The sequence below is a fragment of the Sphingomonas sp. genome (genome assembly GCF_965200105.1).
Classification (GTDB): Bacteria; Pseudomonadota; Alphaproteobacteria; order Sphingomonadales; family Sphingomonadaceae; genus Solisphingomonas.
In genome coordinates this window covers 719476-743634 of sequence record NZ_CBDATN010000002.1, presented here as the reverse complement: position 1 = coordinate 743634, position 24159 = coordinate 719476, and the positions used below count along the sequence as shown (strand labels likewise).

General features: G+C 69.9%; 21 protein-coding genes. 11 read left to right on the top strand and 10 right to left on the bottom strand.

The window, feature by feature from the left end:
- Positions 1–73: 73 nt before the first annotated feature.
- The 6 genes from yihA to ACOFKX_RS04900 form a co-directional block, all read right to left on the bottom strand.
- Complete coding sequence (gene yihA / locus ACOFKX_RS04925; RefSeq protein ID WP_419825958.1) at positions 74–718, bottom strand: ribosome biogenesis GTP-binding protein YihA/YsxC; 645 nt, start codon at positions 716–718, stop codon at positions 74–76.
- The gene (gene yidC, locus ACOFKX_RS04920; RefSeq protein WP_419825957.1) at positions 715–2412 is read right to left on the bottom strand and encodes a membrane protein insertase YidC; all 1698 of its coding nucleotides are present in this window, start codon (positions 2410–2412) and stop codon (positions 715–717) included. The genes yihA and yidC overlap by 4 nt, the downstream gene beginning before the upstream one ends.
- Positions 2413–2438: 26 nt before the next feature.
- Positions 2439–2651, bottom strand: coding sequence for a membrane protein insertion efficiency factor YidD (yidD, locus tag ACOFKX_RS04915; RefSeq protein WP_419825956.1), 213 nt, complete (start codon positions 2649–2651; stop codon positions 2439–2441).
- Positions 2648–2950, bottom strand: a complete 303-nt coding sequence (gene rnpA, locus ACOFKX_RS04910) for a ribonuclease P protein component (protein WP_419827347.1) — start codon at positions 2948–2950, stop codon at positions 2648–2650. Before rnpA ends, yidD begins: the two co-directional genes overlap by 4 nt.
- Positions 2951–2991: 41 nt before the next feature.
- On the bottom strand, positions 2992–3126 hold the full coding sequence (gene rpmH, locus ACOFKX_RS04905; protein WP_419825955.1) for a 50S ribosomal protein L34: 135 nt from the start codon (positions 3124–3126) through the stop codon (positions 2992–2994).
- Between the two features lie 88 nt (positions 3127–3214).
- The gene (locus tag ACOFKX_RS04900; protein WP_419825954.1) at positions 3215–3547 is read right to left on the bottom strand and encodes a hypothetical protein; all 333 of its coding nucleotides are present in this window, start codon (positions 3545–3547) and stop codon (positions 3215–3217) included.
- A 54-nt stretch (positions 3548–3601) separates the two neighbouring features.
- Between ACOFKX_RS04900 and ACOFKX_RS04895 the strand changes: the two genes are divergently transcribed.
- Both ACOFKX_RS04895 and ACOFKX_RS04890 read left to right on the top strand, forming a co-directional pair.
- Positions 3602–5110 (top strand): YifB family Mg chelatase-like AAA ATPase, encoded by a 1509-nt coding sequence (locus ACOFKX_RS04895; protein WP_419825953.1) that lies wholly within the window; start codon positions 3602–3604, stop codon positions 5108–5110.
- A gap of 8 nt (positions 5111–5118) precedes the next feature.
- Positions 5119–5544 carry a DUF805 domain-containing protein gene (locus ACOFKX_RS04890; RefSeq protein WP_419825952.1) on the top strand — a complete coding sequence of 142 codons (426 nt, stop codon included), beginning with the start codon at positions 5119–5121 and terminating at the stop codon, positions 5542–5544.
- Between the two features lie 73 nt (positions 5545–5617).
- Here ACOFKX_RS04890 and ACOFKX_RS04885 read toward each other — a convergent pair whose 3' ends face one another.
- A complete protein-coding gene (locus tag ACOFKX_RS04885; RefSeq protein ID WP_419825951.1) occupies positions 5618–7501 on the bottom strand; it encodes a ribonucleoside-diphosphate reductase subunit alpha in 1884 nt (627 codons plus the stop codon).
- Positions 7502–7843: 342 nt separating this feature from the next.
- Between ACOFKX_RS04885 and ACOFKX_RS04880 the strand changes: the two genes are divergently transcribed.
- The 4 genes from ACOFKX_RS04880 (at position 7844) to ACOFKX_RS04865 (ending at position 13791) form a co-directional block, all read left to right on the top strand.
- Complete coding sequence (locus tag ACOFKX_RS04880; protein ID WP_419825950.1) at positions 7844–9364, top strand: fumarate hydratase; 1521 nt, start codon at positions 7844–7846, stop codon at positions 9362–9364.
- Positions 9365–9395: 31 nt separating this feature from the next.
- Entirely contained in the window at positions 9396–11360 is a 1965-nt protein-coding gene (locus tag ACOFKX_RS04875; RefSeq protein ID WP_419825949.1) for a glycosyltransferase family 9 protein, read from the top strand.
- Between the two features lie 47 nt (positions 11361–11407).
- Positions 11408–13264: an ABC-F family ATP-binding cassette domain-containing protein gene (locus ACOFKX_RS04870; RefSeq protein ID WP_419825948.1), complete on the top strand. Its 1857-nt coding sequence runs from the start codon at positions 11408–11410 to the stop codon at positions 13262–13264.
- Positions 13265–13329: 65 nt separating this feature from the next.
- Positions 13330–13791, top strand: a complete 462-nt coding sequence (locus ACOFKX_RS04865; RefSeq protein WP_419825947.1) for a hypothetical protein — start codon at positions 13330–13332, stop codon at positions 13789–13791.
- Between the two features lie 138 nt (positions 13792–13929).
- Here the strand turns inward: ACOFKX_RS04865 and ACOFKX_RS04860 are convergent, their stop codons facing one another.
- The 3 genes from ACOFKX_RS04860 to ACOFKX_RS04850 form a co-directional block, all read right to left on the bottom strand.
- Positions 13930–14655, bottom strand: coding sequence for a hypothetical protein (locus tag ACOFKX_RS04860; RefSeq protein WP_419825946.1), 726 nt, complete (start codon positions 14653–14655; stop codon positions 13930–13932).
- 323 nt (positions 14656–14978) lie between these two features.
- Positions 14979–15341 (bottom strand): acyl-CoA dehydrogenase family protein, encoded by a 363-nt coding sequence (locus tag ACOFKX_RS04855; RefSeq protein ID WP_419825945.1) that lies wholly within the window; start codon positions 15339–15341, stop codon positions 14979–14981.
- A gap of 18 nt (positions 15342–15359) precedes the next feature.
- Positions 15360–15563, bottom strand: a complete 204-nt coding sequence (locus ACOFKX_RS04850; protein ID WP_419825944.1) for a hypothetical protein — start codon at positions 15561–15563, stop codon at positions 15360–15362.
- A 186-nt stretch (positions 15564–15749) separates the two neighbouring features.
- On the opposite strand from ACOFKX_RS04850, the gene ACOFKX_RS04845 reads away from it, so the two are divergent.
- The 5 genes from ACOFKX_RS04845 (at position 15750) to ACOFKX_RS04825 (ending at position 24159) form a co-directional block, all read left to right on the top strand.
- Complete coding sequence (locus ACOFKX_RS04845) at positions 15750–16946, top strand: efflux RND transporter periplasmic adaptor subunit (protein WP_419825943.1); 1197 nt, start codon at positions 15750–15752, stop codon at positions 16944–16946.
- Between the two features lie 10 nt (positions 16947–16956).
- Entirely contained in the window at positions 16957–20148 is a 3192-nt protein-coding gene (locus tag ACOFKX_RS04840; protein ID WP_419825942.1) for an efflux RND transporter permease subunit, read from the top strand.
- An 8-nt stretch (positions 20149–20156) separates the two neighbouring features.
- Positions 20157–21767: an efflux transporter outer membrane subunit gene (locus tag ACOFKX_RS04835; RefSeq protein WP_419825941.1), complete on the top strand. Its 1611-nt coding sequence runs from the start codon at positions 20157–20159 to the stop codon at positions 21765–21767.
- A gap of 110 nt (positions 21768–21877) precedes the next feature.
- Positions 21878–23149 carry a 3-methyl-2-oxobutanoate dehydrogenase (2-methylpropanoyl-transferring) subunit alpha gene (locus ACOFKX_RS04830; protein ID WP_419825940.1) on the top strand — a complete coding sequence of 424 codons (1272 nt, stop codon included), beginning with the start codon at positions 21878–21880 and terminating at the stop codon, positions 23147–23149.
- A 5-nt stretch (positions 23150–23154) separates the two neighbouring features.
- Positions 23155–24159 (top strand): alpha-ketoacid dehydrogenase subunit beta, encoded by a 1005-nt coding sequence (locus ACOFKX_RS04825; protein WP_419827346.1) that lies wholly within the window; start codon positions 23155–23157, stop codon positions 24157–24159.

The following is a 24159-nucleotide window of genomic DNA, read 5'->3' as shown; positions in this document are numbered from 1 at the left end:
GTCCCCTCGCGCTGCGTCCGCGCGTCCTGCGGCAAGCGGCCGGACGAGGGAAGGGCCTTCGCGCGCCGCGCCGTCAGGCCGTGATCGCGTCCAGCACCGCCGCGCGCAGCTCGGCGATACCGCTGCCGGTCTCGCTCGACGTGTCGAGGATCTCGGGGTGCGCGGCGACGTGCTTGCGCGCCTCGCCGGCCACCGCCTCGTGCGTGGCGGCAAGCGCGGTAGGCTTCACCTTGTCGGCCTTGGTGAGCACCAGCCGGTAGGAGACCGCCGCCCTGTCCAGCATCGTCATCAGCTCGCGATCGACGTCCTTCAGGCCGTGGCGCGCGTCCACCAGCACCAGCACGCGCGCCAGCACCGGGCGGCCGCGCAGATAGTCGTTCACCAGGTGTTTCCAGCGCCGCACCAGGTCCTTGGGCGCCTCGGCATAGCCGTAGCCCGGCATGTCGACCAGGCGGAAGGCCAGCGGATCGCCGACCTCGAACAGGTTGAGCTCCTGCGTACGGCCCGGTGTGTTCGACGTGCGGGCGAGCGCGTTGCGACCGCACAGCGCGTTGATGAGCGACGACTTGCCGACGTTCGACCGCCCCGCGAACGCCACCTCGGGCACGCCTGGCTCGGGCAGGAAGCGGAGATCGGGCGCGGACTTGAGGAACGCGATCGGCCCGGCGAACAGCTTCCTCGCCGCCTCGATCCGGGCATCGGCCTCCTCGGGCGTCACGTGGCGGTCACGCCCATCCGGCTGTTGAGCCAGCGCTGCTGCAGGATCGTGATCGAGTTCGACATGATGTAGTAGACCTGCAAGCCCGCCGCGAAGGGCGACATGATGAACATCATGAACCAGGGCATCAGCGCGAACATCTGCTTCTGCGCGGGATCGGTGACGGGCGCCGGGTTGAGCCGGAACTGGAGGAACATCGTCACGCCGAGCAGGATGGCGAGCACCGAGAGGTGGAAGAAGCCGGTCGGCACGAAGGGCAGGAAGCCGAACAGGTTGACGGGCGTCAGCGGATCGGGCGCGGACAGATCCTTGATCCACAGGAAGAAAGGCTGGTGCCGCATCTCCAGCGTCAGCGTCAGCACCTTGTATAGCGCGTAGAAGATCGGGATCTGGAGGAACACGGGCAGGCAGCCGGCGACGGGATTGATCTTTTCCTGCCGGTAGAGCTTCATCATCTCCTCCTGCAGCTTCTGCTTGTCGTCCTTGTAGCGTTCCTGGAGCGCCTTCATCTTGGGCTGGACGATCCGCATCTGCGCCGCCGATCGGAACTGGCGGTGCGCGATCGGGAACATGAGGCCGCGCACCAGGCAGGTGAGCAGGACGATCGCGAGGCCGAAATTGCCCACCGTCCTGAACAGCCAGTCGAGCACGTAGAAGATCGGCTTCTCGAACCAGATGAACCAGCCCCAGTCGATCGCGTGGTCGAGCTTGTCGAAGCCGAGCTGCGCGTCGTAGCGATCGAGCAGCGTCGCGTCCTTGCCGCCCGCGAACAGGTAGGCGCGCGTCGTCGCCTGGCCGCCTGCCGGCACCCCCTGCTGCGCTCCGGCATATTCCGCCTGGTAGCGCCCGTTGCTCGCGCGGAAGGCGGCGTCCACCGGCGCCTTGGGATCGGGGATCGCGGCCGTCAGCCAGTATTTGTCGCCGAAGCCCAGCCAGCCGCCCGTCGAGTGGCGCGTCTCGCCGGCGTCGCCCGCCTTGTCGAGATCCTTCCAGTCGACCGAATAGTCGGCGGCGCCGTCGAATACGCCGATCGGGCCGACATGCGCCGCCCAGGTCGACGGATCTTTGGACTGACCCGCGCGCGTGACAAAGGAGAAGGGGCGGATCGCGACCGGCGTGGCGCCGGCGTTGCCGACCGACTGGCGGACGGTGAAGAGATACTGGTCGTCCACCGCAAGCTGGATGGCGAAGGCCTGCCCCTGGCCGTTGCTCCAGCGCAGCGTCACCGGGCGTCCGGGCGCGAGCAGCGCGCCGTCGGCGGTCCACCGTGTCGTCGGGCCGGGGAGGGCCATGCCCTGTCCCGTCCAGCCGAAGCCCGCGAAATAGGCGAGCTCGGTGCCGTCGGGCGAGAACAGGCGGACGGGCGGCGAGTTCTTCGCGATCGTCTCGCGCTGCGTCACGAGCACAAGGTCGTCGATCCGCGCGCCGGTGAGGTTGATCGAGCCGGCGAGGCGCGGCGTGGCGATCCGCACGCGGGGGGACGCGCCGAGCACGGCGCCGCGTGTCCGCACCGCCGCGGGGCCGGTCGCCACCGGCTGCGCCTGCGGATTGGGCAGCGGCACCGTCTTGCCGTTCACCACCGTCGTCGACGGCTTCGTCGCCGGCGGCGCGAGGCGATCGGAAATCAACGTCCAGCCGAGCAGGACCAGCGCCGACAGGACGAGGGCGAGGATGAGGTTGCGCTGTTCGTTCAAGGTTGCGTGTCTTTCCGCCGTCGGCCTCACGGCACGGGATCGTAGCCGCGGCCGCCGAGCGGGTGGCATCGGCAGAGCCGGCGCGCCGCGAGCCAGCCACCGCGTGCGGCGCCATAGCGCGACAGCGCCTCGATCGCATAGGCCGAACATGACGGCTGGTACCGGCAGGTGGCGCCGGCGAGCACCGACGGCCCCGCCTGCCACGCCTTCGCGATCAGGATCAGCGCGCGCGCGATCACCGCGCGGCGCCGGCCTTCGCGAGCCCCGAGGCGAGATCGCGGCGCAGCGTGTCGAACGGGCGCTCGACGCCGCCCGAACGGCCGATCAGGATGTGGTCGGCCCCGCGCACGCCGTGTTCAGGCAGCAGATCGGCGGCGAGCGCGCGAAAGCGCCGCTTCATCCGGTTGCGGACGACGGCGTTGCCGATCTTCTTGGTCACGGTGATGCCCAACCGCACCGTCTCGTCGCCATCCTTCCGGCGTCGGACGAGCAGCACGAAGCCCGCCGTCGGTTTGCGCCACGCCGCGTTCGCCGCCAGGAAATCCCGGCGCAGCCCGATCGTGGCGATCCCCGGAAGCTTCAGGCCGAGAGCTTGTTGCGGCCGCGCGCGCGACGCGCGGCGAGCACCTTGCGGCCGCCCGGCGTCGCCGAACGCGCGCGGAAGCCGTGCCGGCGCTTGCGCACGAGGTTGCTCGGCTGGAAGGTGCGCTTCATCGTCTCTGCCCTTGATCGAACGGGAAAAAGGCCGCCGATCGGGCGGCAGCCGTCAGGTCGTGCGCGATACGGGAAATCGCTCGGGTGGTCAATCGGACGCGCAGCGCCTCTCCTGCCGCCTTCGGTAGCTCGGCCGCCTCAGCCCCCAGTCCACCCAGTCGCCGATCGTCGGCCAGCGCCGCTTCACGCGCACGTACCACCGCTTGGCGCGGACCGACGTCCTGAGGATCAGCGCCGCGCCGGCCGCGAAGACGAACACGCCGCCGGGGCCGGGGATCACGCCTACCGCCGGCGAGGCCAGGATCAGCAGCCATCCCGCGACGAAGGCGATGGTGCGTGCGAGCCCCGACGATCGCCAGCCCCGCCACCTGTCCGCCCACGTCATGCGTGCCAAACCCGCCACGCGCCCCGATGGAGCCATGCTTGAGTTTCGTGGGACCGCCTCTAGGGTTCGACCTCAAGAGGGGGCGTGTAGTTGGTCGCGATCGTATCCACCGTGGCGTTCCTCGGGCTGGAGGCGCGCCCCGTCGAGGTGCAGGTGCAACTCGCCGCGGGGCTGCCGGCCTTCGTGCTCGTCGGCCTTGCCGACAAGGCGGTGGCGGAGAGCCGCGAGCGGGTGCGCGCCGCGATCGCCGCGATCGGCCTGTCGCTGCCGCCCAAGCGCATCACCGTGAACCTCTCGCCCGCCGATCTGCCCAAGGAGGGCTCGCACTTCGATCTGCCCATCGCGCTGGGGCTGCTCGCCGCGATGGGGATCGTCGATGCGGAGACGATCGCCGGCTATGTCGCGGTGGGCGAGCTCGGCCTCGACGGGCGGCTGGCGCCGGCGCCGGGCGTGCTGCTGGCGGCGCTCCACGCGTCGGAGACCGAGCGCGGGCTGATCTGCCCGGCGGCGCAGGGCTCCGAGGCGGCGTGGGCGGGCAATGTCGAGGTGGTGGCGGCGCCCGACCTGCTGGCCCTCGTCAATCATCTGAAGGGCGCGGGGCAGGTGCCGCCGCCCGAACCCGGCGTCGCCGAGCCTGCCGTGCCCGGTCCGGACCTTGCCCAGGTGAAAGGCCAGGAAACCGCCAAGCGCGCGCTGGAGATCGCGGCGGCGGGCGGGCACAACCTGCTGATGGTCGGACCACCGGGGGCGGGCAAGTCGCTGATGGCGGCGTGCCTGCCCGGCATCCTGCCCGAACTGACGCCGGCCGAGGCGCTGGAGGTCTCGATGGTGGCGAGCGTCGCGGGCACGCTCGCCGGCGGGCGGCTGGTGCGGCGGCGGCCGTTCCGCAGCCCGCACCACTCGGCGTCGATGGCGGCGCTGACCGGCGGCGGCCTGCGCGCGCGGCCCGGCGAGGTCAGCCTCGCGCATCTCGGCGTGCTGTTCCTCGACGAGCTCGCCGAGTTCCAGCGTCCGGTGCTGGACTCGCTGCGCCAGCCGATCGAGAGCGGCGTCGTGTCGGTCGCGCGTGCCAACGCGCACGTCACCTTCCCGGCGCGCGTCCAGCTCGTCGCGGCGATGAACCCGTGCCGCTGCGGCCATCTCGGCGACCCGTCGCTCGCCTGCGCCCGCGCGCCGAAGTGCGCGGCGGACTATCAGGCCAAGGTCTCGGGCCCGCTGCTCGACCGCATCGACCTCCACGTTGAGGTGCGCGCCGTCTCCGCCGCCGATCTCGTGCTGCCGCCGCCCACCGAAGGCTCGGCGGAGGTCGCGGCACGGGTGGCCGCAGCGCGCGCCGTGCAGACCGTGCGCTACACGGGGCTTGGGCCGCGAACCAACGCCGAGGCCGACGGCGAACTGCTCGGCCGCGTCGCCACGCCCGACGAGGCCGGGCGTCAGCTCCTCGCGCAGGCGGCGGAGCAGATGCGGCTGTCTGCGCGCGGCTATCATCGCGTGCTGCGCGTCGCGCGCACGATCGCGGACCTCGCGGTCGACGACGAGGTCCGCCGCATCCACGTCGCCGAGGCGCTGAGCTATCGGCGCCGCCCGCCGGTGGCGTAGGAGGCGCCATGCATTGGATGATCCTGCCGCTGCGCCGCTACGCCGATTTCCGCGGCCGCTCGCGGCGCGTGGAGTATTGGGCGTTCGTGCTGTTCCTGTTCCTGCTGTTCGCCGTCACCGTGACGCTCGATAGCTGGCTGCCGACAGGTGGCGACACCGTGACGTCGGTCACGACCGCGCCGGGCTTGTGGGCCTACTCGCAGGCGACCGACGCGGGGTGGATCACGCGGATCGCGAGCCTCGCGATGATCCTGCCGTCGCTCGCCGTGGCGGTGCGCCGCCTGCACGATGTCGGCCGCAGCGGCTTCTGGCTGCTCGCGGGCTTCGTCCCGCTGCTCGGCGCGATTCTGCTGCTCGTCTTCTTCCTGACCGACAGCCGGCGCGGCGCCAATCGCTGGGGTCCCGATCCCAAGCCGGTCGTCGCGTCGGCGTAGCGGATGTCCGCCCGGCTGGCACGATCGGACAGGCTCGTTCGTTCGACCGCCTACGCTCTGGGACTCTGTCCCGCTACTGGCACGCGAGGCATTCGTCGTAGTCGGTGACCTCGACGTCGATCTGCTTGAGCTCGATCGTGTTGTCGGCCTCGACGCCGCCCGCGAAGCCGGCGCGCTGCACCGACTTGGAGCGCAGATAGTAGAGCGACTTGATGCCCAGCTCCCACGCGCGGAAGTGGAGCATCAGCAGATCCCACTTCTCGACGTCGGCGGGGATGAACAGGTTCAGCGACTGCGCCTGGTCGATGTACGGCGTGCGATCGGCGGCGAGCTCGATCAGCCAGCGCTGGTCGATCTCGAACGAGGTCTTGTAGCAGTCCCGCTCCTCCTGGCTGAGGAACTCGAGATGCTGGACCGAGCCGCCGCGCTCCAGGATCGAGTTCCACACCGCGTCCGAGTTCTTGGCCTTCGCGATCAGCAGCTTCTCCAGATACGGATTGCGGATCGAGAAGCTGCCCGACAGCGTCTTGTGGGTATAGACGTTGGCCGGAATGGGCTCGATGCATGCGCTCGTGCCGCCGCAGATGATCGAGATCGACGCGGTGGGTGCGATCGCCATCTTGCACGAGAAGCGCTCCATCACCCCCATGTCGGCGGCGTCGGGGCAGGGCCCGCGCTCGTGCGCGAGCAGCATGGAGGCCTCGTTCACCTGGGCGCTGATGTGGCGAAAGATCCTGAGGTTCCAGGATTTCGCCATCGCGCCCTCGAAGGCGAGGCCGCGCGCCTGGAGGAAGCTGTGGAAGCCCATGACGCCCAGACCCACCGAGCGCTCACGCCCCGCCGAGTAGGCGGCGCGCTCCATGCCCGGCTCGGCGCGGTCGATATAATCCTGCAGCACATTGTCGAGGAAGCGCATCACGTCCTCGATGAACATGCGATCGCCGTTCCACTCGTCCCACGTTTCGAGGTTGAGCGACGAGAGGCAGCACACCGCCGTGCGATCCTGCCCGCGATGATCCTTGCCGGTGGGCAGCGTGATCTCGGAGCAGAGATTGGAGGTGGAGACCTTGAGGCCGAGATCGCGATGGTGCTTGGGCATCGTGCGGTTCACGGTGTCGGCGAAGACGATGTACGGCTCGCCCGTCGCCAGCCGGGTCTCCACCAGCTTCTGGAACAGTGCGCGTGCGTCGACCTGGCCGCGCTTGGAGCCGTCCTTGGGGGACACGAGATCGAAGGGCGCGCCGTCGCGCACCGCCTCCATGAACGCGTCGGTGATGAGCACGCCGTGGTGGAGGTTGAGCGCCTTGCGGTTGAAGTCCCCGCTCGCCTTGCGGATCTCCAGGAACTCCTCGATCTCCGGGTGCGAGACGTCGAGGTAGCAGGCCGCCGATCCGCGCCGGAGCGAGCCCTGCGAGATGGCGAGGGTGAGCGAATCCATCACGCGCACGAACGGGATGATGCCGCTGGTCTTGCCGTTGAGGCCGACGGGCTCGCCGATGCCGCGGACATTACCCCAGTAGGTGCCGATGCCGCCGCCGCGCGAGGCGAGCCAGACATTCTCGTTCCAGGTGTCGACGATGCCGTTCAGGCTGTCGGGCACCGAATTGAGGTAGCAGGAGATCGGCAGGCCGCGCCCGGTGCCGCCGTTGGAGAGCACCGGCGTCGCCGGCATGAACCACAGCTTAGAGATATAGTCGTACAGCCGCTGCGCGTGCGCGGCATCATCGGCATAGGCGGAGGCGACGCGGACGAAGAGATCCTGGAAGCTCTCGCCGGGCAGCAGGTAGCGATCGCGCAGCGTGTCCTTGCCGAAATCGGTGAGGAGTTGGTCGCGGCTGTGATCGACCTCGACGGGATGGGGCTGCGGCCGGACATCGTGCGAGGAGATCGTCGCGGGTGCGGAACCGTCCAGCGTGGTGGCGTCGCTCATGCTCGTCTCGCTGCCTGACAGATCCATAGATGCCGCTCCGTTCCCACTACGTTCGACTCGGGCGCGCCTGCTACAGACTAGTCGCCAAGGCCATTTTGCCAATCCGGCAGACGCGCCGGCCGCTGGATCGGCCAACCACGCTCATGGTTCCCAGCATCCACATGATGCGGCGAAGCTCCGGCTAGAACACAAAGGATTGTGTCGGGAATCGGTCGGCGCTGCCAGCGCTATATTTCCGTACGCGACGATTTTTGATGCTTGCCAACGCGGAAACCCAGCTTGATCCATGCGTCGCGCCCGGTGATCTTTTCGTCGAGCCGGTTAACGCCTATCCGCGACTCCACAGTTAGCCGAGGCCCAGCTTTCGCCATGACCACCATCATCCGCGCCGACGACCTGATCGAGAGCGTCGCCGACGCGCTCCAGTTCATCAGCTACTATCACCCGATGGATTACATCCGCGCGCTCGGCGACGCCTACGAGGCCGAACAGGGGCCTGCCGCCAAGGACGCGATCGCGCAGATCCTCACCAACAGTCGCATGTGCGCGGAAGGCCATCGCCCGATCTGCCAGGATACCGGAATCGTCACCGTATTCGTGAAGTGGGGTTCGCGCTGCCAGCTCGATACCGATCAGCCCTTGCAGGCGGTGATCGACGAGGGCGTGCGTCGTGCCTACCGCAATCCCGAGAACCCGCTGCGCGCCTCGATCCTCGCCGATCCCGCGTTCGGCCGTGTGAACACGAAGGACAACACGCCCTGCGTGCTCCAGGTGGAGATGGTCGCCGGAACGTCTGTCGACGTGACGGTGGCGGCCAAGGGCGGCGGATCGGAGAACAAGTCCAAGTTCAAGATGCTCAACCCCAGCGACTCGATCGTCGACTGGGTGCTGGAGATGGTGCCGCAGATGGGCGCGGGCTGGTGCCCCCCGGGGATGCTCGGCATCGGCATCGGCGGCACGGCGGAGAAGGCGATGAGCCTCGCCAAGGAGTCGCTGATGGGCGACATAGACATGGCGCAGCTGAAAGCACGGGGGCCGGCGTCGAAGATCGAGGAGCTCAGGATTGAGCTGTTCGACAAGGTCAATGCGCTCGGCATCGGCGCGCAGGGGCTGGGCGGGCTCGCCACCATCCTCGACGTGAAGATCCTCGATTGGCCGACGCACGCGGCGTCCAAGCCGGTGGCGATGATCCCCAACTGCGCCGCCACCCGCCACGCCCACTTCCACCTCGACGGATCGGGGCCGGCCTACCTGCCGACGCCGGACCTGAACGAGTGGCCGAAGGTGGAATGGACGCCCAGCAAGGAATCGATCCGCGTCGATCTCGATACGCTGACGCCGGAGATCGTCGCGACGTGGAAGCCGGGCGATCGGCTGCTGCTGAACGGCCATATGCTCACCGGCCGCGACGCCGCGCACAAGCGCATCGCCGACATGCTGGCGAGAGGCGAGCCGCTGCCGGTCGAGTTCGCCGGCCGCGTGATCTACTATGTCGGCCCGGTCGATCCCGTGCGCGACGAGGTGGTGGGGCCCGCCGGGCCGACGACCGCCACGCGCATGGACAAGTTCACCAAGATGATGCTCGATCAAGGCCTGCTCGCGATGGTCGGCAAGGCCGAGCGGGGCACGGCGGCGATCGACGCGATCCGGGAGGCGAAATCCGCCTACCTGATGGCGGTGGGCGGCGCCGCCTATCTCGTCGCGCGCGCGATCAAGGGCGCCAAGGTGGTCGGCTTCGCCGATCTCGGCATGGAGGCGATCTACGAGTTCGAGGTGCGCGACATGCCGGTGACGGTGGCGGTGGACGCGACCGGCACCTCGGTCCACCACACCGCGCCGCTCGTCTGGCGCGAGAAGATCGCGCGGGAGCGGTTGCTCGAACGGGCGTGAGCTGCGTGCCCGGCCGCGTGACGGACCATCCATGCCCGGCCTGCTGACCAAGGGCGAGCGCGCCGCACGGCTGCGCTTCGGTCGCCCGCACCTGCGCTGCGCCAACCTGCACCGCGATCGCGCGGAGTGGCTGGAGGCGGTGATCGCCTATCGTCGCGCGCTGGAGTGGCTGCCATGGCGCGATGACCTCTCCGTCCAGCTCGGCAACTGCCTAAAGGAAATGGGCGAGCATCGCGCCGCGACCGCCGCCTACGCCGCCGTCACCGACGGCGAGCACCGGCCCGAGGCGCTGCGGCAGATGGCGGACGCGCGCCGCCGCGCCGGCATCGGCATCCTGCCCTACGCGACGGGCGGCGCGCCCGCCCGGCTCGGCGCGACCGGGCCGGCCGATCGCGTCGCCCGCCCGTCCGCGCGCGATCTGCCGGGACGGCTGCATGTCGAGGAGCGCGAGCCGCGACGCTGGCTGGGGCCGCTCGGCACCGCCGGCGGCGCGGCGCGGGGGCGCGGGCTCCATCATCCGGCGATCCTGCTCGATCAGGTCGGCTGCCTGTCGCTGGTGTGCAACGGCACGGCGGAGCCGCTGCTGGCGGGCGTGGTCGCCGTCCGCGCGCGGATCGCCGCGCCGCGACGGCTGGAAACGGTGGAGCTGTGGCTGGGCGAGGGCGCGCGCGCCCGCCGCGTGGCGGTGGAGCCGGTGCGCGCCGTCGAGCGCGGCGTGGCGGCGCTGCCGCTGCACGTGCTCAACGCCTGGATCGATGCCGGACGTCTGCCGCCGGGCCGGCACTGGCTGGAGATCCGCGCCGGGCGCTCGCCCGCGCCCACCGGGCTGTTCGTCAACGTGGCCGATCCGGCGGCGGCGCCTTCCGGGCTCGAAGGCTCCGACGCCTATGTGCCGTCGCCCGCGGCGGGCGATCCCGCGGCGGCGGTGGTCGCCGCGCCCGCGACTGCGCGGCCGGCGGCGCGCTCGCTGTTCGATCGCCCGATCCGATCGGTGCTGGCGATGCGCGTCGACCAGCTCGGCGACGTCTCCGCGTCGCTGCCTGCGCTCGCTCGGCTGCGCGCGCTGTTCGCGGACGCGCGGCTCACCGTGCTCGTGCAACCCGCCGTCGCCGCGATGGTCGTCGCCTCGGGGCTCGCCGACGAAGTGCTGACCGTCACGCTCGGCTATGACGCACTCACCGAACGGCGGCACTTGGCGCCCGAGGAGGAGGTGCGGCTGTCGGCGGCGTGCGCGGGCCGGTCGTTCGATCTCGCCATTGATCTCAGCCCGGCGCAGGAGAGCCGTCCGCTGCTGCTGCTGACCGGCGCGACCTGGCTGGTCGGCTTCGATGCCGATCGCTTCGGCTTCCTCGACTTCGGCGTCGGCGTCCGCTCGCGCGACAAGGCGAACCAGCTCGATCGCATAGCTCATGCCGCCACCGTCTCGACGCTGATCGAGGGGCTGGCGGCGGCGATCGCGAAGCGGCCGCCGGTGCCGCGCGTCGCGCCCTCGCGGCCGCATCTCGACGCGCACGGCCTCACGCGCGGCGGCTACGTCGTCCTCCACATGGGCGCGCGGCACCCGATCAACCGCTGGCCCGCCGAGCGCTTCCTCGCGCTCGCCGCGCGGCTGATCGCCGCGACGGCGCACGACGTGGTGATCTTCGCCGACGATGCTCTGGTCCCCCGCGACCTGCCAGCGGATCGGGCGCGCGTGCTAGGCGTGATCGACGGCGACGCCTTCGACGCGATCCTCTCCTCCGCGCGGCTGGTGATCGCCAACGACAGCGGGCCCAAGCACCTCGCGGCGGTGCGCGGCGTGCCCACCGTCAGCATCCATGTCGGCCGCCTCAACTGGAACGAGTGGGGGCAGGAGGGAGAGGGCGCGATCCTGTCGAAGCGCGTGCCCTGCGCCGGCTGCGGATTGAACGAGATCCAGCTCTGCGGCCGCGACGCGGTGTGCGTGCGCGCGATCGCCGTCGACGAGGTGTGGGACGCGGCGAGGCCGTGGCTGTGATCGCGGCGTTTGCGGACGGACGGTCCGCCCGCTAAGCGCCACGCGCCATGCTCAACCTGAACGCCATCACCGTCCGCCTCGGCGGCCGCGTCATCCTCGATCGCGCCACGGCCATGCTGCCGACGCGGTCGCGCGTCGGGTTGATCGGGCGCAACGGCGCGGGCAAGTCGACGCTCGTCAAGGTGATCGCCGGCCTGCTGGAGCCTGACGACGGCGCCGCCGAGCGGCCGAAAGGCAGCCGCATCGGCTATGTCGCGCAGGAGGCGCCGGCGGGCCCGCTGACGCCCGTTGAGGTGGTGCTTGCCGCCGATATCGAGCGCGCCGAGCTGATGGTGCTGAGCGAGACCGAGGAGGATCCCGAGAAGCTCGGCGACATCTACGAGCGGCTGATCGCGATCGACGCCTACACCGCGCCCGCGCGCGCGGCGGAGATCCTCGTCGGCCTCGGCTTCGACGAGGAGATGCAAGGCCGGGCCATGGAGAGCTTCTCGGGCGGCTGGCGGATGCGCGTGGCGCTCGCCGCGCTGCTGTTCTCCCGGCCCGACCTGCTGCTGCTCGACGAGCCCTCTAACCACCTCGATCTCGAAGCGGTGCTGTGGCTTGAGGATTTCCTCAAGACCTACCCCGCGACGATCGTGATCGTCAGCCACGAGCGTGATTTCCTCAACAACATCGTCGACCACATCCTGCACTTGGCCGGCGGCAAGATCACGCTCTACCCGGGCGGCTACGACAGCTTCGAGCGACAGCGGGCGGAACGGCTGGCGCAGGTCGCCGCCGCGCGGGCCAACCAGGAGACGCAGCGCGCCAAGCTGCAGGATTATATCGCGCGCAACTCGGCGCGCGCGTCCACCGCCAAGCAGGCGCAGAGCCGCGTCAAGGCGCTCGCCCGGATGCAGCCGATCGCGGAGGCCTACGAGGATCCGTCGCTGTCGTTCGACTTTCCCGATCCCACCGAACTGAAGCCGCCGCTGGTCACGCTGGACCATGCCGCCGTCGGCTATGGCGAGACGCCGGTGCTCGCGCGGCTCAACCTGCGCATGGACCCGCAGGACCGCATCGCGCTGATCGGGCGAAACGGCAACGGCAAGACGACGCTGGCGCGGCTGCTGGCGGCGCAACTGCCCGCTATGGAGGGCTCGCTCAGCGCGCCGGGCAAGCTCAAGGTCGGCTACTTCACCCAATATCAGGTGGAGGAGCTGGACGGCGACGACACCCCGCTCGCGCACATGAACCGGGTGATGGGGCAGGCGACGCCCGGCGCGGTGCGCGCGCAGCTCGGCCGCTTCGGCTTCTCGGGCGATCGCGCGACGGCGCGGGTGGGCACCATGTCGGGCGGCGAGCGGGCGCGACTGGCGCTGGCGCTGGTTACGCGCGAGGCGCCGCATCTGCTCATCCTCGACGAGCCGACCAATCACCTCGACGTCGACGCGCGCGAGGCGCTGGTGCGTGCGCTCGCCGGCTATGCCGGCGCGGTGGTGATCGTCAGCCATGATCGTCATATGATCGAGCTTGCCGCCGATCGCCTCGTGCTGGTCGATGCCGGCACCGCGCGCGAGTATGACGGCAGCCTCGACGACTACACCGCGATGGTGTTGGCGAAGCCCGGCGCGGCCGAGAAGAAGGCGGGCCGCAAGGGCGATCGTCGTTCTGGCGCGGAGAAGCGCGAGCAGGCGCAGTCGATCCGCAACGCGGTGAAGGAGGCGGAGGCCGAGGTGACGCGGCTCGCCGCGCTGCGTTCCGCGCTGGATCGCGCGATGTTCGATCCCTCGCAGGCCGAACCCGCCCACGCCAAGCTGACCATGACCGAGCTGATGAAACGCCGCGCCGATGCGGCGCAAGCGCTGGAGACGGCGGAGGCGAAGTGGCTGGAGCTGGGGGAGGCGCTGGAGGCGGCGGCTTAGCGCGGGCTTGGTGATTCGGTAACCAAAGCCCGCTATCCGAGACTCTTGAGCTGCGGATAACGAGCGTGAGTGATCAACAGCAAATTTCGGTGGAGCGGGCGGCGCGCGTCAAGATCGGGCGGCCGGGATCGATCGTCGAACGTGATCAGGACGTCGCCGAGGCGATCATCGAGGACGTATCGACCACGGGCTGCTTCGTGCGCGGCAATTTCTCGACCGGCATCGGTTCGGTGCTCGCGGTCGGCGTACCCGGCATCGGCACGCATGCCGCCAAGGTGATGCGGCTGACGGCGGCGGGCGCGGGTTGCGCCTTCCTGATCCCGCTCGGCGAGGACGAGGTGCGGACCGCGAGGAACGCCGAGACCGCCGGAGGCGACGAGGCCTCCGGCGCCCGCAAGAGCAACGGCTTCGTCCAGATAAAGGACAGCATTCGTTCGGCCGCCAACGCCTCGCAGGACGGACAGGCCGGTGCGCCCCCGCCGAAGCTCGTCAAGCGCCTCCTCGGAGCGTTGCGCTCCCCGCGCTAAGAAAGCCCGGCGTCAGCTCGCCTCCAGCTTGCCCTCCGTCCGTCGCACGTCCGCGACCGTGCAGTCCGTTGAGGCGATGCACGGCTGCTAGCGCTTGTCGCCCTGTTCGAGCTTCGGGTCGTACGGCAGCCGAGCCCTTCAGCTCCTCGGGCGCGAAATCGTCGACCGCGAGACCTCGGCGGTGGCGCGGTCCGCCGCCTCCAGCGCCGCCTTCTCGCGCGCGGTGAGCAGGCCGACCGAGCCCTTGCGCCAGTCCTTCACGCCGGTGCGGCGCAGGCGGTCGCGTAGCGGCTGGGTGGCGATCACCTCGTCAAACGCGGCGAGCAGCTTCGCGACCGCCTGGCCGCCACCGACATAGACGTTGCGCGTCAGCCGATCGCGCGTCGCCGTGGGATGGAGCAGGTAGGGGTGCGCGCGGATCGCGCCCTGGCCGAACACCACCAGCCTGCGCGTCAGGATGGTAGCGCCCTCGACGGTGATCACCACTGGGATCGCGCGGTAGCTGTCGCCGAGATAGTCGTTCGACCCCTCGATGATCGCTTTGCCGCGATGGACGTCCATCGCGTCGTTGACCGTCTGGCGCGTCCGGTCGGTGGCGTGGAGCTTGACGATCGAGGCGACGACGGCGAGGTGGTGGCCCTGGTCGAGCCCGGCGAAGGTGAGCGTGCGCGCGGCGTCGAGCAGGTAGTCATGGCCACGATCCGCGCGAGCCGCTCCTGCACGGCCTCGAAATCGGTGATCGGCAGGCCGGACTGGCGGCAGACGCGGGCATAGGCGCCGGTCACCAGCGGCGTACGCGCCGGACGCCGCGGATTGCGAGGGCAGCGACACGTCGCGCCCGGCGGCGAGCGCGGATATCAGCATCATCCAGCCCTGGCGGACGCGCTAGGCGCCGCCGATCACGAGATCCACCGGGATGAAAACGTCGCGGCCGCTATTGTGACAGCTCTGGAAGGCGGGCAGGTGCCGCCTGCCGATCTCGACGCCGGGCAGGTTGGTCGGCACCAGCGCGACGGTGATGCCGGGATTCGCGCCACGCCCGAGCCGGTTCGCGGATCGTGCAGCTTGAAGGCCACGCCGAGGATCATTGCGATCGGCCCGGCGTGATATCGCGCTTGTGCCAGTTCAGGCGAAGCCGAGCGTGCGCTTGCCCTCCCACTCGCCACGCTAGACGACGTCCTCCTCGATCATCGACGCGGCGTCCGATCCGGTTCCGGAGAGGTGAGGCCGAAGCACGGGATCTCGCACCCGTCCGCCAGCCGCGATAGCCAGTGGCGTTGCTGCTCGGCCGTTCCGAAGCGCAGGATCAGCTCGCCCGGCCCGAGCGAGTCGGGCACCATGGCGGTGACGGTGGCGGTGGAGGAGCGCGTGGTGAGCTTGCGCACCACCTCCGAGTGGCCGATCGCGGAGAAGCCGAAGCCGCCATGCTCCTTGGGGATGAGCATGCCGAAGAACCTGTGCCGACGCCTGTGATCCCACGCCTCCGGCGGCAGATCGCGCTCGCCCATGTTGATCTTCCACTCGTCCACCATGGCGCAGAGTTCTTCCACCGGCCCGTCGAGAAAGGCCTACTCCTCGCCGCTCAGCGTCGCGCGCGGCACCGCCAGCAGCTTCGACCAGTCGGGATCGCCGCTGAACAGATCGGCGTCGAGCCAGGTGTCGCCGGCGACGATCGACTCGTTCTCCGTCGCCGACAACTCCGGCATCCCGCCGCCGACGGCAGCCATGATCGGGCGGGCGAGGAGAGCGCGGCGGAGATCGATGGCGGACACACCGGTTCCTTGAGGATCGTCTGCGCGGCCGACGCGAAGCGAATGGTCGTTCAGAAGCCTGACTTGTCGCCGGGGGCGGCGCTTCGTAGCATGTGCGGTGTCGGGGGGCAGCGTACCGATCGGTTACACTCAGGCTTGCGCTTCCCGGACCGAAGGCTATTTGGTGCGCCGCACAAGGGAGTGTCCATGATCCGGGCCGTCGTTGCCGCCACGCTGGCGCTGGTCGTCGTGGGTTGTGCCAAGAAGGAGAAGCCGCCCGCGCCGCCGCCGCCCGCGGTGTCTGTGGCGCAGCCGCTCCAGCGCGACGTCGTCGACTGGGACGAGTATGTCGGCCGCTTCGAGGCGCCGCAGTCGGTGGACCTGCGCGCGCGCGTCACCGGCGTGGTGACGAAGATCCTGTTCTCCGACGGCCAGATGGTGAAGGCGGGCCAGCCGCTGTTCGTGATCGACCCGCGGCCCTACCGCGCCACCCTCCAGCAGGCGGAGGCGCAGATCGCGTCCAACCGCGCCACGCTCGCCAACGCGACGTCCGTCGCGAAGCGATCGGGCGCGCTCGCGCAGGCGCAGGCGGTGAGCCGCGAGGAACTGGAGAACGACGTCGCCTCGGTGCGGACGGCGCGCGCCAACCTCCAGTCCTCCGAGGCCAGCGCCGCCAACGCGCGGCTAAACCTCGCCTTCGCGACGGTGCGCGCGCCGGTATCGGGTCGCGCGTCGAGCCGGCGGGTCTCGCTCGGCGATCAGGTGACCGCGGGCGACACGCTGCTCACCACCATCGTCTCGATCGATCCGATCTGGTTCACCTTCGACGGCGCGGAGAGCTTCTACCTCAAATATGCGCGCGAGGCGGCGCGGGGCGCGCGCGCCTCTTCCCGCGTCAGGGCCAATCCGGTGGATATCCAGCTCGCGGACGAGCCCGGCTATCCGCATCGTGGACGCATGGCGTTCGTGGACAATGCGATCGATCCCGGCACGGGTACGATCAAGGCGCACGCGGTGGTGCCCAATGGCGACGGTTTCCTTACCCCCGGCATGTTCGGGCGCGCGCGGCTGCTCGGCTCGGGCACCTATCACGCGATGATGATCCCCGACGAGGCGATCGTCACCGATCAGACGCGCAAGCTCGTCTTTGTGATGGGCAAGGGCGGCAAGGTCGCGCAGCGGCCGGTGGAGACGGGGCCGCTCATCACCGGCCTGCGCGCGATCCGCGACGGGCTGGCGCCCACCGACCTGGTGGTGCTCGATAATGTCGGCGGCCTGAAGCCCGGCGCGCCGGTGAGGGCGCACCGCACGCGGATCCAACCCCGCAACGACGATCAGGGCCCCGATCCGGTTTCGGTGACGGCGCCGCTGCCGACGTCCGGCACCGTCTCGCAGAGCCGGTGAGCGCGCCCGCGTGAAGTTCCCGCACTTCTTCATCGAACGGCCGATCTTCGCGGCCGTGATGTCGATCCTGATCGTGATCGTCGGCGCCATCGCCTATCCGGGCCTGCCCGTAGGCCAGTATCCCGAGATCGCGCCGCCGACCGTCACGGTGTCGGCGAGCTATCCCGGCGCCACCGCCGAGACGATGGCCGAGACGGTGGCGACGCCGCTCGAAGAGCAGATCAACGGCGTCGAGCAGATGATCTACATGTCGTCGAGTTCGCTCGGCGACGGCACGCTGACGATCACGGTGAGCTTCGCGCTCGGCACCGACGTCAACAACGCGCAGGTGCTCGTCCAGAACCGCGTGTCCGAGGCCGAGCCGCGCCTGCCCGAAGAGACGCGCGCGATCGGCGTCACCGTGCGCAAGGCGTCGCCCGACCTCCTGATGGTGGCGCAGTTCTACTCGCCCAACCACACGCTCAGCCGGCAGTATATTGCCAACTACGTCACGCTCCAGGTCAACGACGCGCTCAAGCGCATCCAGGGCGTAGGCGACACGCGCACGCTCGGCGGGCGCGACTACTCGATGCGGATCTGGGTCGATCCGGATCAGGCGGCGGTGCGCAACATGACGGTCGACGAGATCGTGGCGCAGGTGCAGGGGCAGAACCAGCAGGTCGCCGCCGGCTCGATCGGCGCGCCGCCCTTCGGCCGCCACGGCAACGCCTTCCAGCTCGGCATCGAGACCGAAGGCCGGCTGACCACGCCCGAGCAGTTTGGCGACATCGTGCTGAAGCGCGGCACGGACGGCAGCCTGACGCGATTGCGCGACGTCGCTCGGATCGAGCTCGGAGCGCAGGACTATACCACCAACTCCTACCTCTCGGGCGAGGAGGCGACCGCGGTGGCGGTGACGCAGCTTCCCGGCTCCAACGCGCTCCAGACCGCCGAGAGCGTCCGTCAGGCGCTCAAGACGGCCTCTCAGAGCTTCCCGCCGGGAATGGCCTACTCGATCAACTACGATCCGACCGAGTATATCTCGGCGTCGATCGAGGCGGTGAAGCACACGCTCTTCGAGGCGTTGGTGCTCGTCGCGCTCGTCGTGCTGCTGTTCCTCCAGAGCTGGCGCGCGGCGATCATCCCGATCATCGCGATTCCGGTTTCGCTGATCGGCGCGTTCGGCGCGATGAAGTTGTTCGGCTTCTCGCTCAACAACCTGTCGCTGTTCGGGCTGGTGCTCGCCATCGGCATCGTCGTCGACGACGCGATCGTCGTGATCGAGAATTGTGAACGGCTGATGGAGGAGGAGGGGGCGACCCCGCGCGAGGCCGCGCACAAGACGATGGACGAGGTTTCCGGCGCGCTCATCGCCATCGCGCTGGTGCTGTGCGGCGTCTTCGTGCCCACCGCCTTTATCCCCGGCATTTCGGGCCAGTTCTACAAGCAATTCGCGCTGACGATCGTCTCCTCGGTCATCATCTCGGCGTTCGTGTCGCTGACGCTGTCGCCGGCGCTCGCCGCGCTGCTTCTCCGCCCGCGCAACCGCGATCAGGAGGTGCCGGCGGGCCCGCGCGGCTGGGGCCGGCGCTTCGCCAACGGCTTCAACGATCGCTTCGATCGCCTCTCCCAACGCTACGGCTCGCTTACCGCCAAGCTGCTGCGCAAGCTGGTGCTGGTCGGCATCGTCTACGTGGCGCTGATCGCGCTGGCGCTGTGGCGGTTCTCGGCGACGCCGACGGGCTTCATCCCGGCGCAGGATCAGGGCTATCTGATCGGCGTTGTGCAGATGCCGCCGGGCACGTCGCTGGAGCGTACCGATGCGGTGGTCCAGCAGGCGCAGAAGGTCGCGCTCAAGAACGCGGCCGCGAAGTCGACGATCGCGTTCGCCGGCTTCGACGGGGCGACCTTCACCACCGCGCCCAACGCGGCCGCGATCTTCATCACGCTCAAGGACAAGGCGGATCGCAAGGGAACCGCCGACGATACCGCCAACCAGCTCCGCAAGGCGTTCGGCGGCATCACGGCGGGCAAGCTGCTGGTGATCGCGCCACCGCCGGTGCGCGGCATCGGCACCGGCGGCGGCTTCAAGATGGAGATCGAGGACCGGCAGGGCGCGGGCTATCCGGCGCTGGAGCAGGTGGCGCAGGCGATGATGGGCGCCGCCAGCAAGGAGGCGGGCCTCGTCTCCGTCTTCACGCCGTTCAACACCAAGACGCCGCGCCTGCGCGCCGACGTCGACCGCGAGCGTGCCGAGCAGATCGGCGTGCCCGTCGCCAACGTCTTCTCGACGCTCGGCACCTATCTCGGCTCCAGCTACATCAACGACTTCAACTATCTCGGGCGTACCTGGCGCGTGACGGCGCAGGCCGACGCGCCGTTCCGCCAGTCGCAGTCGGACATCGACCGGCTGCGCACGCGCTCGTCGACGGGGGGCATGGTGCCGCTGGGTTCGGTGCTGACCGTGGAGAACGATACCGGCCCCTATCGCGTCGTACGCTTCAACCTCTATCCCTCGGCCGAGCTGCAGGGCGATACGGCGCCCGGCTTCTCGTCGGGCCAGTCGCTCGACACAATGAAGGGGCTGGCCAAGAAGATCCTGCCTGCCGGCATGACCTACGAGTGGACCGACCTCGCCTACCAGCAGGAGCAGGCGGGCAACACCGGTACCTACGTGTTCGTGCTGGCGGTGGTGTTCGTCTTCCTGCTGCTGTCCGCGCAGTATGAGTCGGTGGTGCTGCCGCTCGCCGTGATCCTGATCGTGCCGATGTGCCTGCTCGCGGCCATCCTCGGCATCGACGCGCTCGGCATGGACAACAATGTGCTCACCCAGATCGGGCTCGTCGTGCTGATCGGGCTCGCCGCCAAGAACGCCATCCTGATCGTCGAGTTCGCGCGGCAGGACGAGGAGGAGGGCCTCGGCCACCGCGAGGCGGCGGAGCGCGCCGCGCAGCAGCGGCTGCGGCCGATCCTGATGACGTCGATCGCCTTCATCCTCGGCGTGCTGCCGCTCGTCATCTCCAACGGGCCGGGATCGGAGATGCGCAAGGCGCTGGGTGTCGCGGTGTTCTTCGGGATGATCGGCGTGACGCTGTTCGGGCTGATCTTCACGCCGAGCTTCTACGTGATGTCCAAGCGGCTGGGCGAGTGGTCCACCGACCGCTGGCGCGCGGCGACGGGGCGGCGCAAGCCGCTCTCCGACGCGACGGGGGCGCCGGCATGATGCGGCCCATGCTGGGCCTCGCCGCGGTGCTGGCGCTCGGCGGTTGCGCGGTGGGCCCGAACTATCGCGCGCCCAAGGTGGAGGCGGCCGCGACCGGCGCCTTCGAGGAGAGCGCGTCCGCCTCGATGCTCTCGGCGCGGCCGCTCGCGCCCGACTGGTGGCGGCTGTTCCAGGATCCGGTGCTCGACCGGCTGATCGCCGACGCCTTCGCCTACAACACCGACATCCGCGTGGCGGAGGCGAACCTGCGCGCCGCGCGTGGCGTGCTGGCGGAGCAGCGCGCCGGCCTGTTCCCGACGACCACCATCACGGGCGGCTACACGCATCGCCGGGTGGGCGTGAACAGCACCAGCAGCGGTTCGGGCACCGGCACCAGCGTGGGCACGGGCACCGATACCGGCACCGGCACCGGCTCGGGGATCGGCACCGGAACCGGCGTGGGCACGGGAACCGGCGGCGGCACGGGGACGTCGACGGGAGTCGACACCTCCAGCGTACGCGGCTTCACCTTCGACTATTTCCAGGCGGGCCTCGACGCGTCCTACGAGGTCGACATCTTCGGCCGCGTCCGCCGCTCGATCGAGGCGGCGCGCGGCGATCTCGAGGCGCAGAAGGCGGCCCTCGACGGGGTCCGCATCTCGATCGCGGCGCAGGTGGCGCAGGACTATGCCGACGCCTGCGGCTACGCCGCGCAGGCCGACGTCGCCCGCGAGACGGCGCGGTTGCAGGGCAACACGCTCGACCTGACCCGGCGCCTGCTCGACGCCGGGCGCGGCACGCGACGCGACGTCGACCAGGCGCAGGTGCTCGTCGAGCAGGCCACCGCGCAGGTGCCGCAGCTGGAGGCCGAGCGCCGCGCCGAGCTCTACGCGGTCGCGACGCTCACCGGCCGGCCGCCTGCCGAGATCGACGCCACCGCCGCCGCCTGTCGCGCGATCCCGAGGGTGCGCACGATCATCCCGGTGGGCGACGGCGCCGCGCTGATCGCCAGGCGCCCCGACGTGCGCCAGGCGGAGCGCACGCTCGCCGCCGACACCGCGCGCATCGGCATCGCCACCTCCGCGCTGTTCCCGTCGGTGAGCCTCGCCGGATCGGTGGGCACCGGCGCGCAGAAATTCGGCCAGCTCGGCTCATCGCGATCGTTCAGCTTCTCGATCGGGCCGCTGATCTCCTGGAACTTCCCCAATATCCTCGCCGCGCGCGCGGAAATCCAGCAGGCCCGCGCCGGCGCCGACGCCAGCCTCGCCAGCTTCCAGGGCACGATCCTGACCGCGCTGCGCGAGACCGAGTCGGCGCTCGCCCGCTACGCCGCCGCGCTCGACCAGAACGCGGCGCTGGCGCGCGCCTCCGCCGCCGCCAGCGACGCGGCCGACCTGTCGCGGCTGCGCTCCACCGGCGGGCGGGACAGCTTCCTCGACCTGCTCGTCGCCGAGCGCGACCGAGCGTCCGCGCGCGCCGCGCTCGCCCAGTCCGACACGGCCGTCGCGGAGAATGCGGTGGCGCTGTTCAAGGCGCTTGGTGGCGGCTGGGAGAATGCGCCGGCGGCGAGCTATGCCGCGCCTGCCGCGCAGCCGCAGGGCGTGAACGCGGCCCTAGGCGTTCCGAAAGCGCGTAATTAGCTTTCGCTGCAAAGCAACAATCTTACTTTGCTCTTCCTGCGTCGGTGATCCGCGTCTAGGGAGCCGACAAGCCTGCTGCCTCGTTGAGGTAGGGCATGGAGGAGGATCGCATGGCGGACGAGCCGCGCCGCAACCTGGCGCCGCTGGCGCTACACGTGCCCGAGCCCAGATTCCGGCCGGGCGACGCGGTGTCGTTCGACGATCTGGAGCTGGCGCCCGCCGGAAGCGTGGCGCGCCCGCCCGTCGACGCCGCACCGGCTGCATTGCGAGACTATCCCTACACGCTCGTCCGCGTCCTCGATCCCGCAGGCGAGGCGGTAGGCCCGTGGGACCCGAAGCTCTCGCCCGATCGGTTGCGCGCGATGCTGCGGCACATGCTCGTCGTGCGCGCCTATGACGACCGCATGTTCCGCGCACAGCGGCAGGGCAAGACCAGCTTCTACATGAAGTGCACCGGCGAGGAGGCGGTGTCGGTCGCCGCCGCGCACGCGCTTCACCGCGACGACATGTGCTTTCCCTCGTATCGCCAGCAGGGGCTCTTGATCGCGCGCGACTGGCCGCTCGTCGACATGATGTGCCAGATCTACTCCAACGCCGGCGATCGCATGAAGGGACGGCAGCTCCCCGTCATGTACTCGTCGAAGGAGGCGAGCTTCTTCACCATCTCGGGCAATCTCGGCACCCAGTATCCGCAGGCGGTCGGCTGGGCGATGGCGAGCGCGGCGAAGGGTGACACCCGCATTGCGGCGAGCTGGGTGGGCGACGGCACGACGGCGGAGGGAGACTTCCACGCCGCCTGCATCTTCGCCTCGGTCTATCGCGCGCCGGTGATCCTCAACATCGTCAACAACCAGTGGGCGATCTCCTCCTTCTCGGGCATCGCGGGCGCGGAGGCGACGACGTTCGCGGCGCGGGGGCTCGGCTACGGCATCGCGTCGCTGCGCATCGACGGCAACGATCCGCTCGCCGTCTACGCCGCGACCGAGTGGGCGGCGGAGCGCGCGCGCGGCAATCACGGCCCGACGCTGATCGAGCATTTCACCTACCGCGTGGAGGCGCACTCCACGTCCGACGATCCCGGTGCCTACCGCGCCGCCGACGAGGCCAAGGTCTTCCCGCTGGGCGATCCGATCGAGCGGTTGAAGCATCACCTGATCGCGCTCGGCGAGTGGGACGAGGCGAGCCACGAGGCGCTGGCGAAGGAGACCGCCGGCGCGGTGCGCGACGCCCAGCGCGAGGCGGAGAAGCTCGGCACGCTGTCGGGCACCGCCTTCAGCCACGGCTTCGAGACGATCTTCGAGGACGTGTTCGAGACGATGCCTAACCATCTGCGCGAACAAAGCGAGTGGATGGCGGAAGAGCGGCGGGTGGCCGGCGTATGACGACCATGAACATGATCCAGGCGATCAATTCCGCGCTCGACCTGTGCATGGCCGCCGACGAGGGCGTCGTCGTGCTCGGCGAGGATGTCGGCTATTTCGGCGGTGTGTTTCGCGCCACCGCCGGCCTGCAGAAGAAGTACGGCAAGACGCGCGTGTTCGACACGCCGATCAACGAGTGCGGGATCATCGGCGTAGCGGTGGGCATGGCCACCTACGGGATGCGGCCGGTGCCCGAGATCCAGTTCGCCGACTATATCTACCCGGGCATGGACCAGCTCATCTCCGAGGCGGCGCGGTTGCGCTACCGCTCGGCGGGCGAGTGGACCTGCCCCATCACGGTGCGGTCGCCGTTCGGCGGCGGCATCTTCGGCGGCCAGACGCACAGTCAGTCGCCGGAAGGGATCTTCACCCATGTCAGCGGCTTGAAGACCGTCATTCCCTCCAATCCTTACGATGCCAAGGGGCTGCTCATCGCCGCGATCGAGGACCCAGATCCGGTGCTCTTCTTCGAGCCCAAGCGTATCTACAACGGGCCGTTCGACGGCCATTATGATCGCCCCGTCCAGCCCTGGTCCAAGCACGCGACGTCGGACGTGCCGGACGGCCGCTATGCGATCCCCCTGGGTAAGGCGAACGTGGTGCGCGAGGGCGGCGACGCGACCATCCTGTGCTACGGCACGATGGTGCATGTGGCGCTCGGGGTCGTGGCGGAGAGCGGCGTCGACGGCGAGGTGATTGACCTGCGCACGCTCGTTCCGCTCGACATCGAGACGATCGCGGCGTCGGTGGAGAAGACCGGGCGATGCGTGATCGTCCACGAGGCAACGCGCACCGGCGGTTTCGGGGCGGAGCTGTCCGCGCAGGTGCAGGAGCGCTGCTTCCACCACTTGGAGGCGCCGATCGAGCGTGTGACGGGGTGGGACACGCCCTATCCGCACAGCCTCGAATGGGCCTATTTCCCCGGACCCGTCCGGCTCACCCAGGCGCTCCGCCGCGTCATGAAGGACTGA

Excerpts from the sequence above, each read along its gene's own strand:
- rpmH (WP_419825955.1), bottom strand. The coding sequence starts at position 3,126 with ATGAAGCGCACCTTCCAGCCGAGCAACCTCGTGCGCAAGCGCCGGCAC.
- ACOFKX_RS04900 (WP_419825954.1), bottom strand. The coding sequence starts at position 3,547 with ATGGCTCCATCGGGGCGCGTGGCGGGTTTGGCACGCATGACGTGGGCG.
- ACOFKX_RS04890 (WP_419825952.1), top strand. The coding sequence starts at position 5,119 with ATGCATTGGATGATCCTGCCGCTGCGCCGCTACGCCGATTTCCGCGGC.
- ACOFKX_RS04885 (WP_419825951.1), bottom strand. The coding sequence starts at position 7,501 with ATGGATCTGTCAGGCAGCGAGACGAGCATGAGCGACGCCACCACGCTG.
- ACOFKX_RS04880 (WP_419825950.1), top strand. The coding sequence starts at position 7,844 with ATGACCACCATCATCCGCGCCGACGACCTGATCGAGAGCGTCGCCGAC.
- ACOFKX_RS04875 (WP_419825949.1), top strand. The coding sequence starts at position 9,396 with ATGCCCGGCCTGCTGACCAAGGGCGAGCGCGCCGCACGGCTGCGCTTC.
- ACOFKX_RS04870 (WP_419825948.1), top strand. The coding sequence starts at position 11,408 with ATGCTCAACCTGAACGCCATCACCGTCCGCCTCGGCGGCCGCGTCATC.
- ACOFKX_RS04860 (WP_419825946.1), bottom strand. The coding sequence starts at position 14,655 with ATGCTGATATCCGCGCTCGCCGCCGGGCGCGACGTGTCGCTGCCCTCG.
- ACOFKX_RS04845 (WP_419825943.1), top strand. The coding sequence starts at position 15,750 with ATGATCCGGGCCGTCGTTGCCGCCACGCTGGCGCTGGTCGTCGTGGGT.
- ACOFKX_RS04835 (WP_419825941.1), top strand. The coding sequence starts at position 20,157 with ATGCTGGGCCTCGCCGCGGTGCTGGCGCTCGGCGGTTGCGCGGTGGGC.
- ACOFKX_RS04830 (WP_419825940.1), top strand. The coding sequence starts at position 21,878 with ATGGCGGACGAGCCGCGCCGCAACCTGGCGCCGCTGGCGCTACACGTG.
- ACOFKX_RS04825 (WP_419827346.1), top strand. The coding sequence starts at position 23,155 with ATGAACATGATCCAGGCGATCAATTCCGCGCTCGACCTGTGCATGGCC.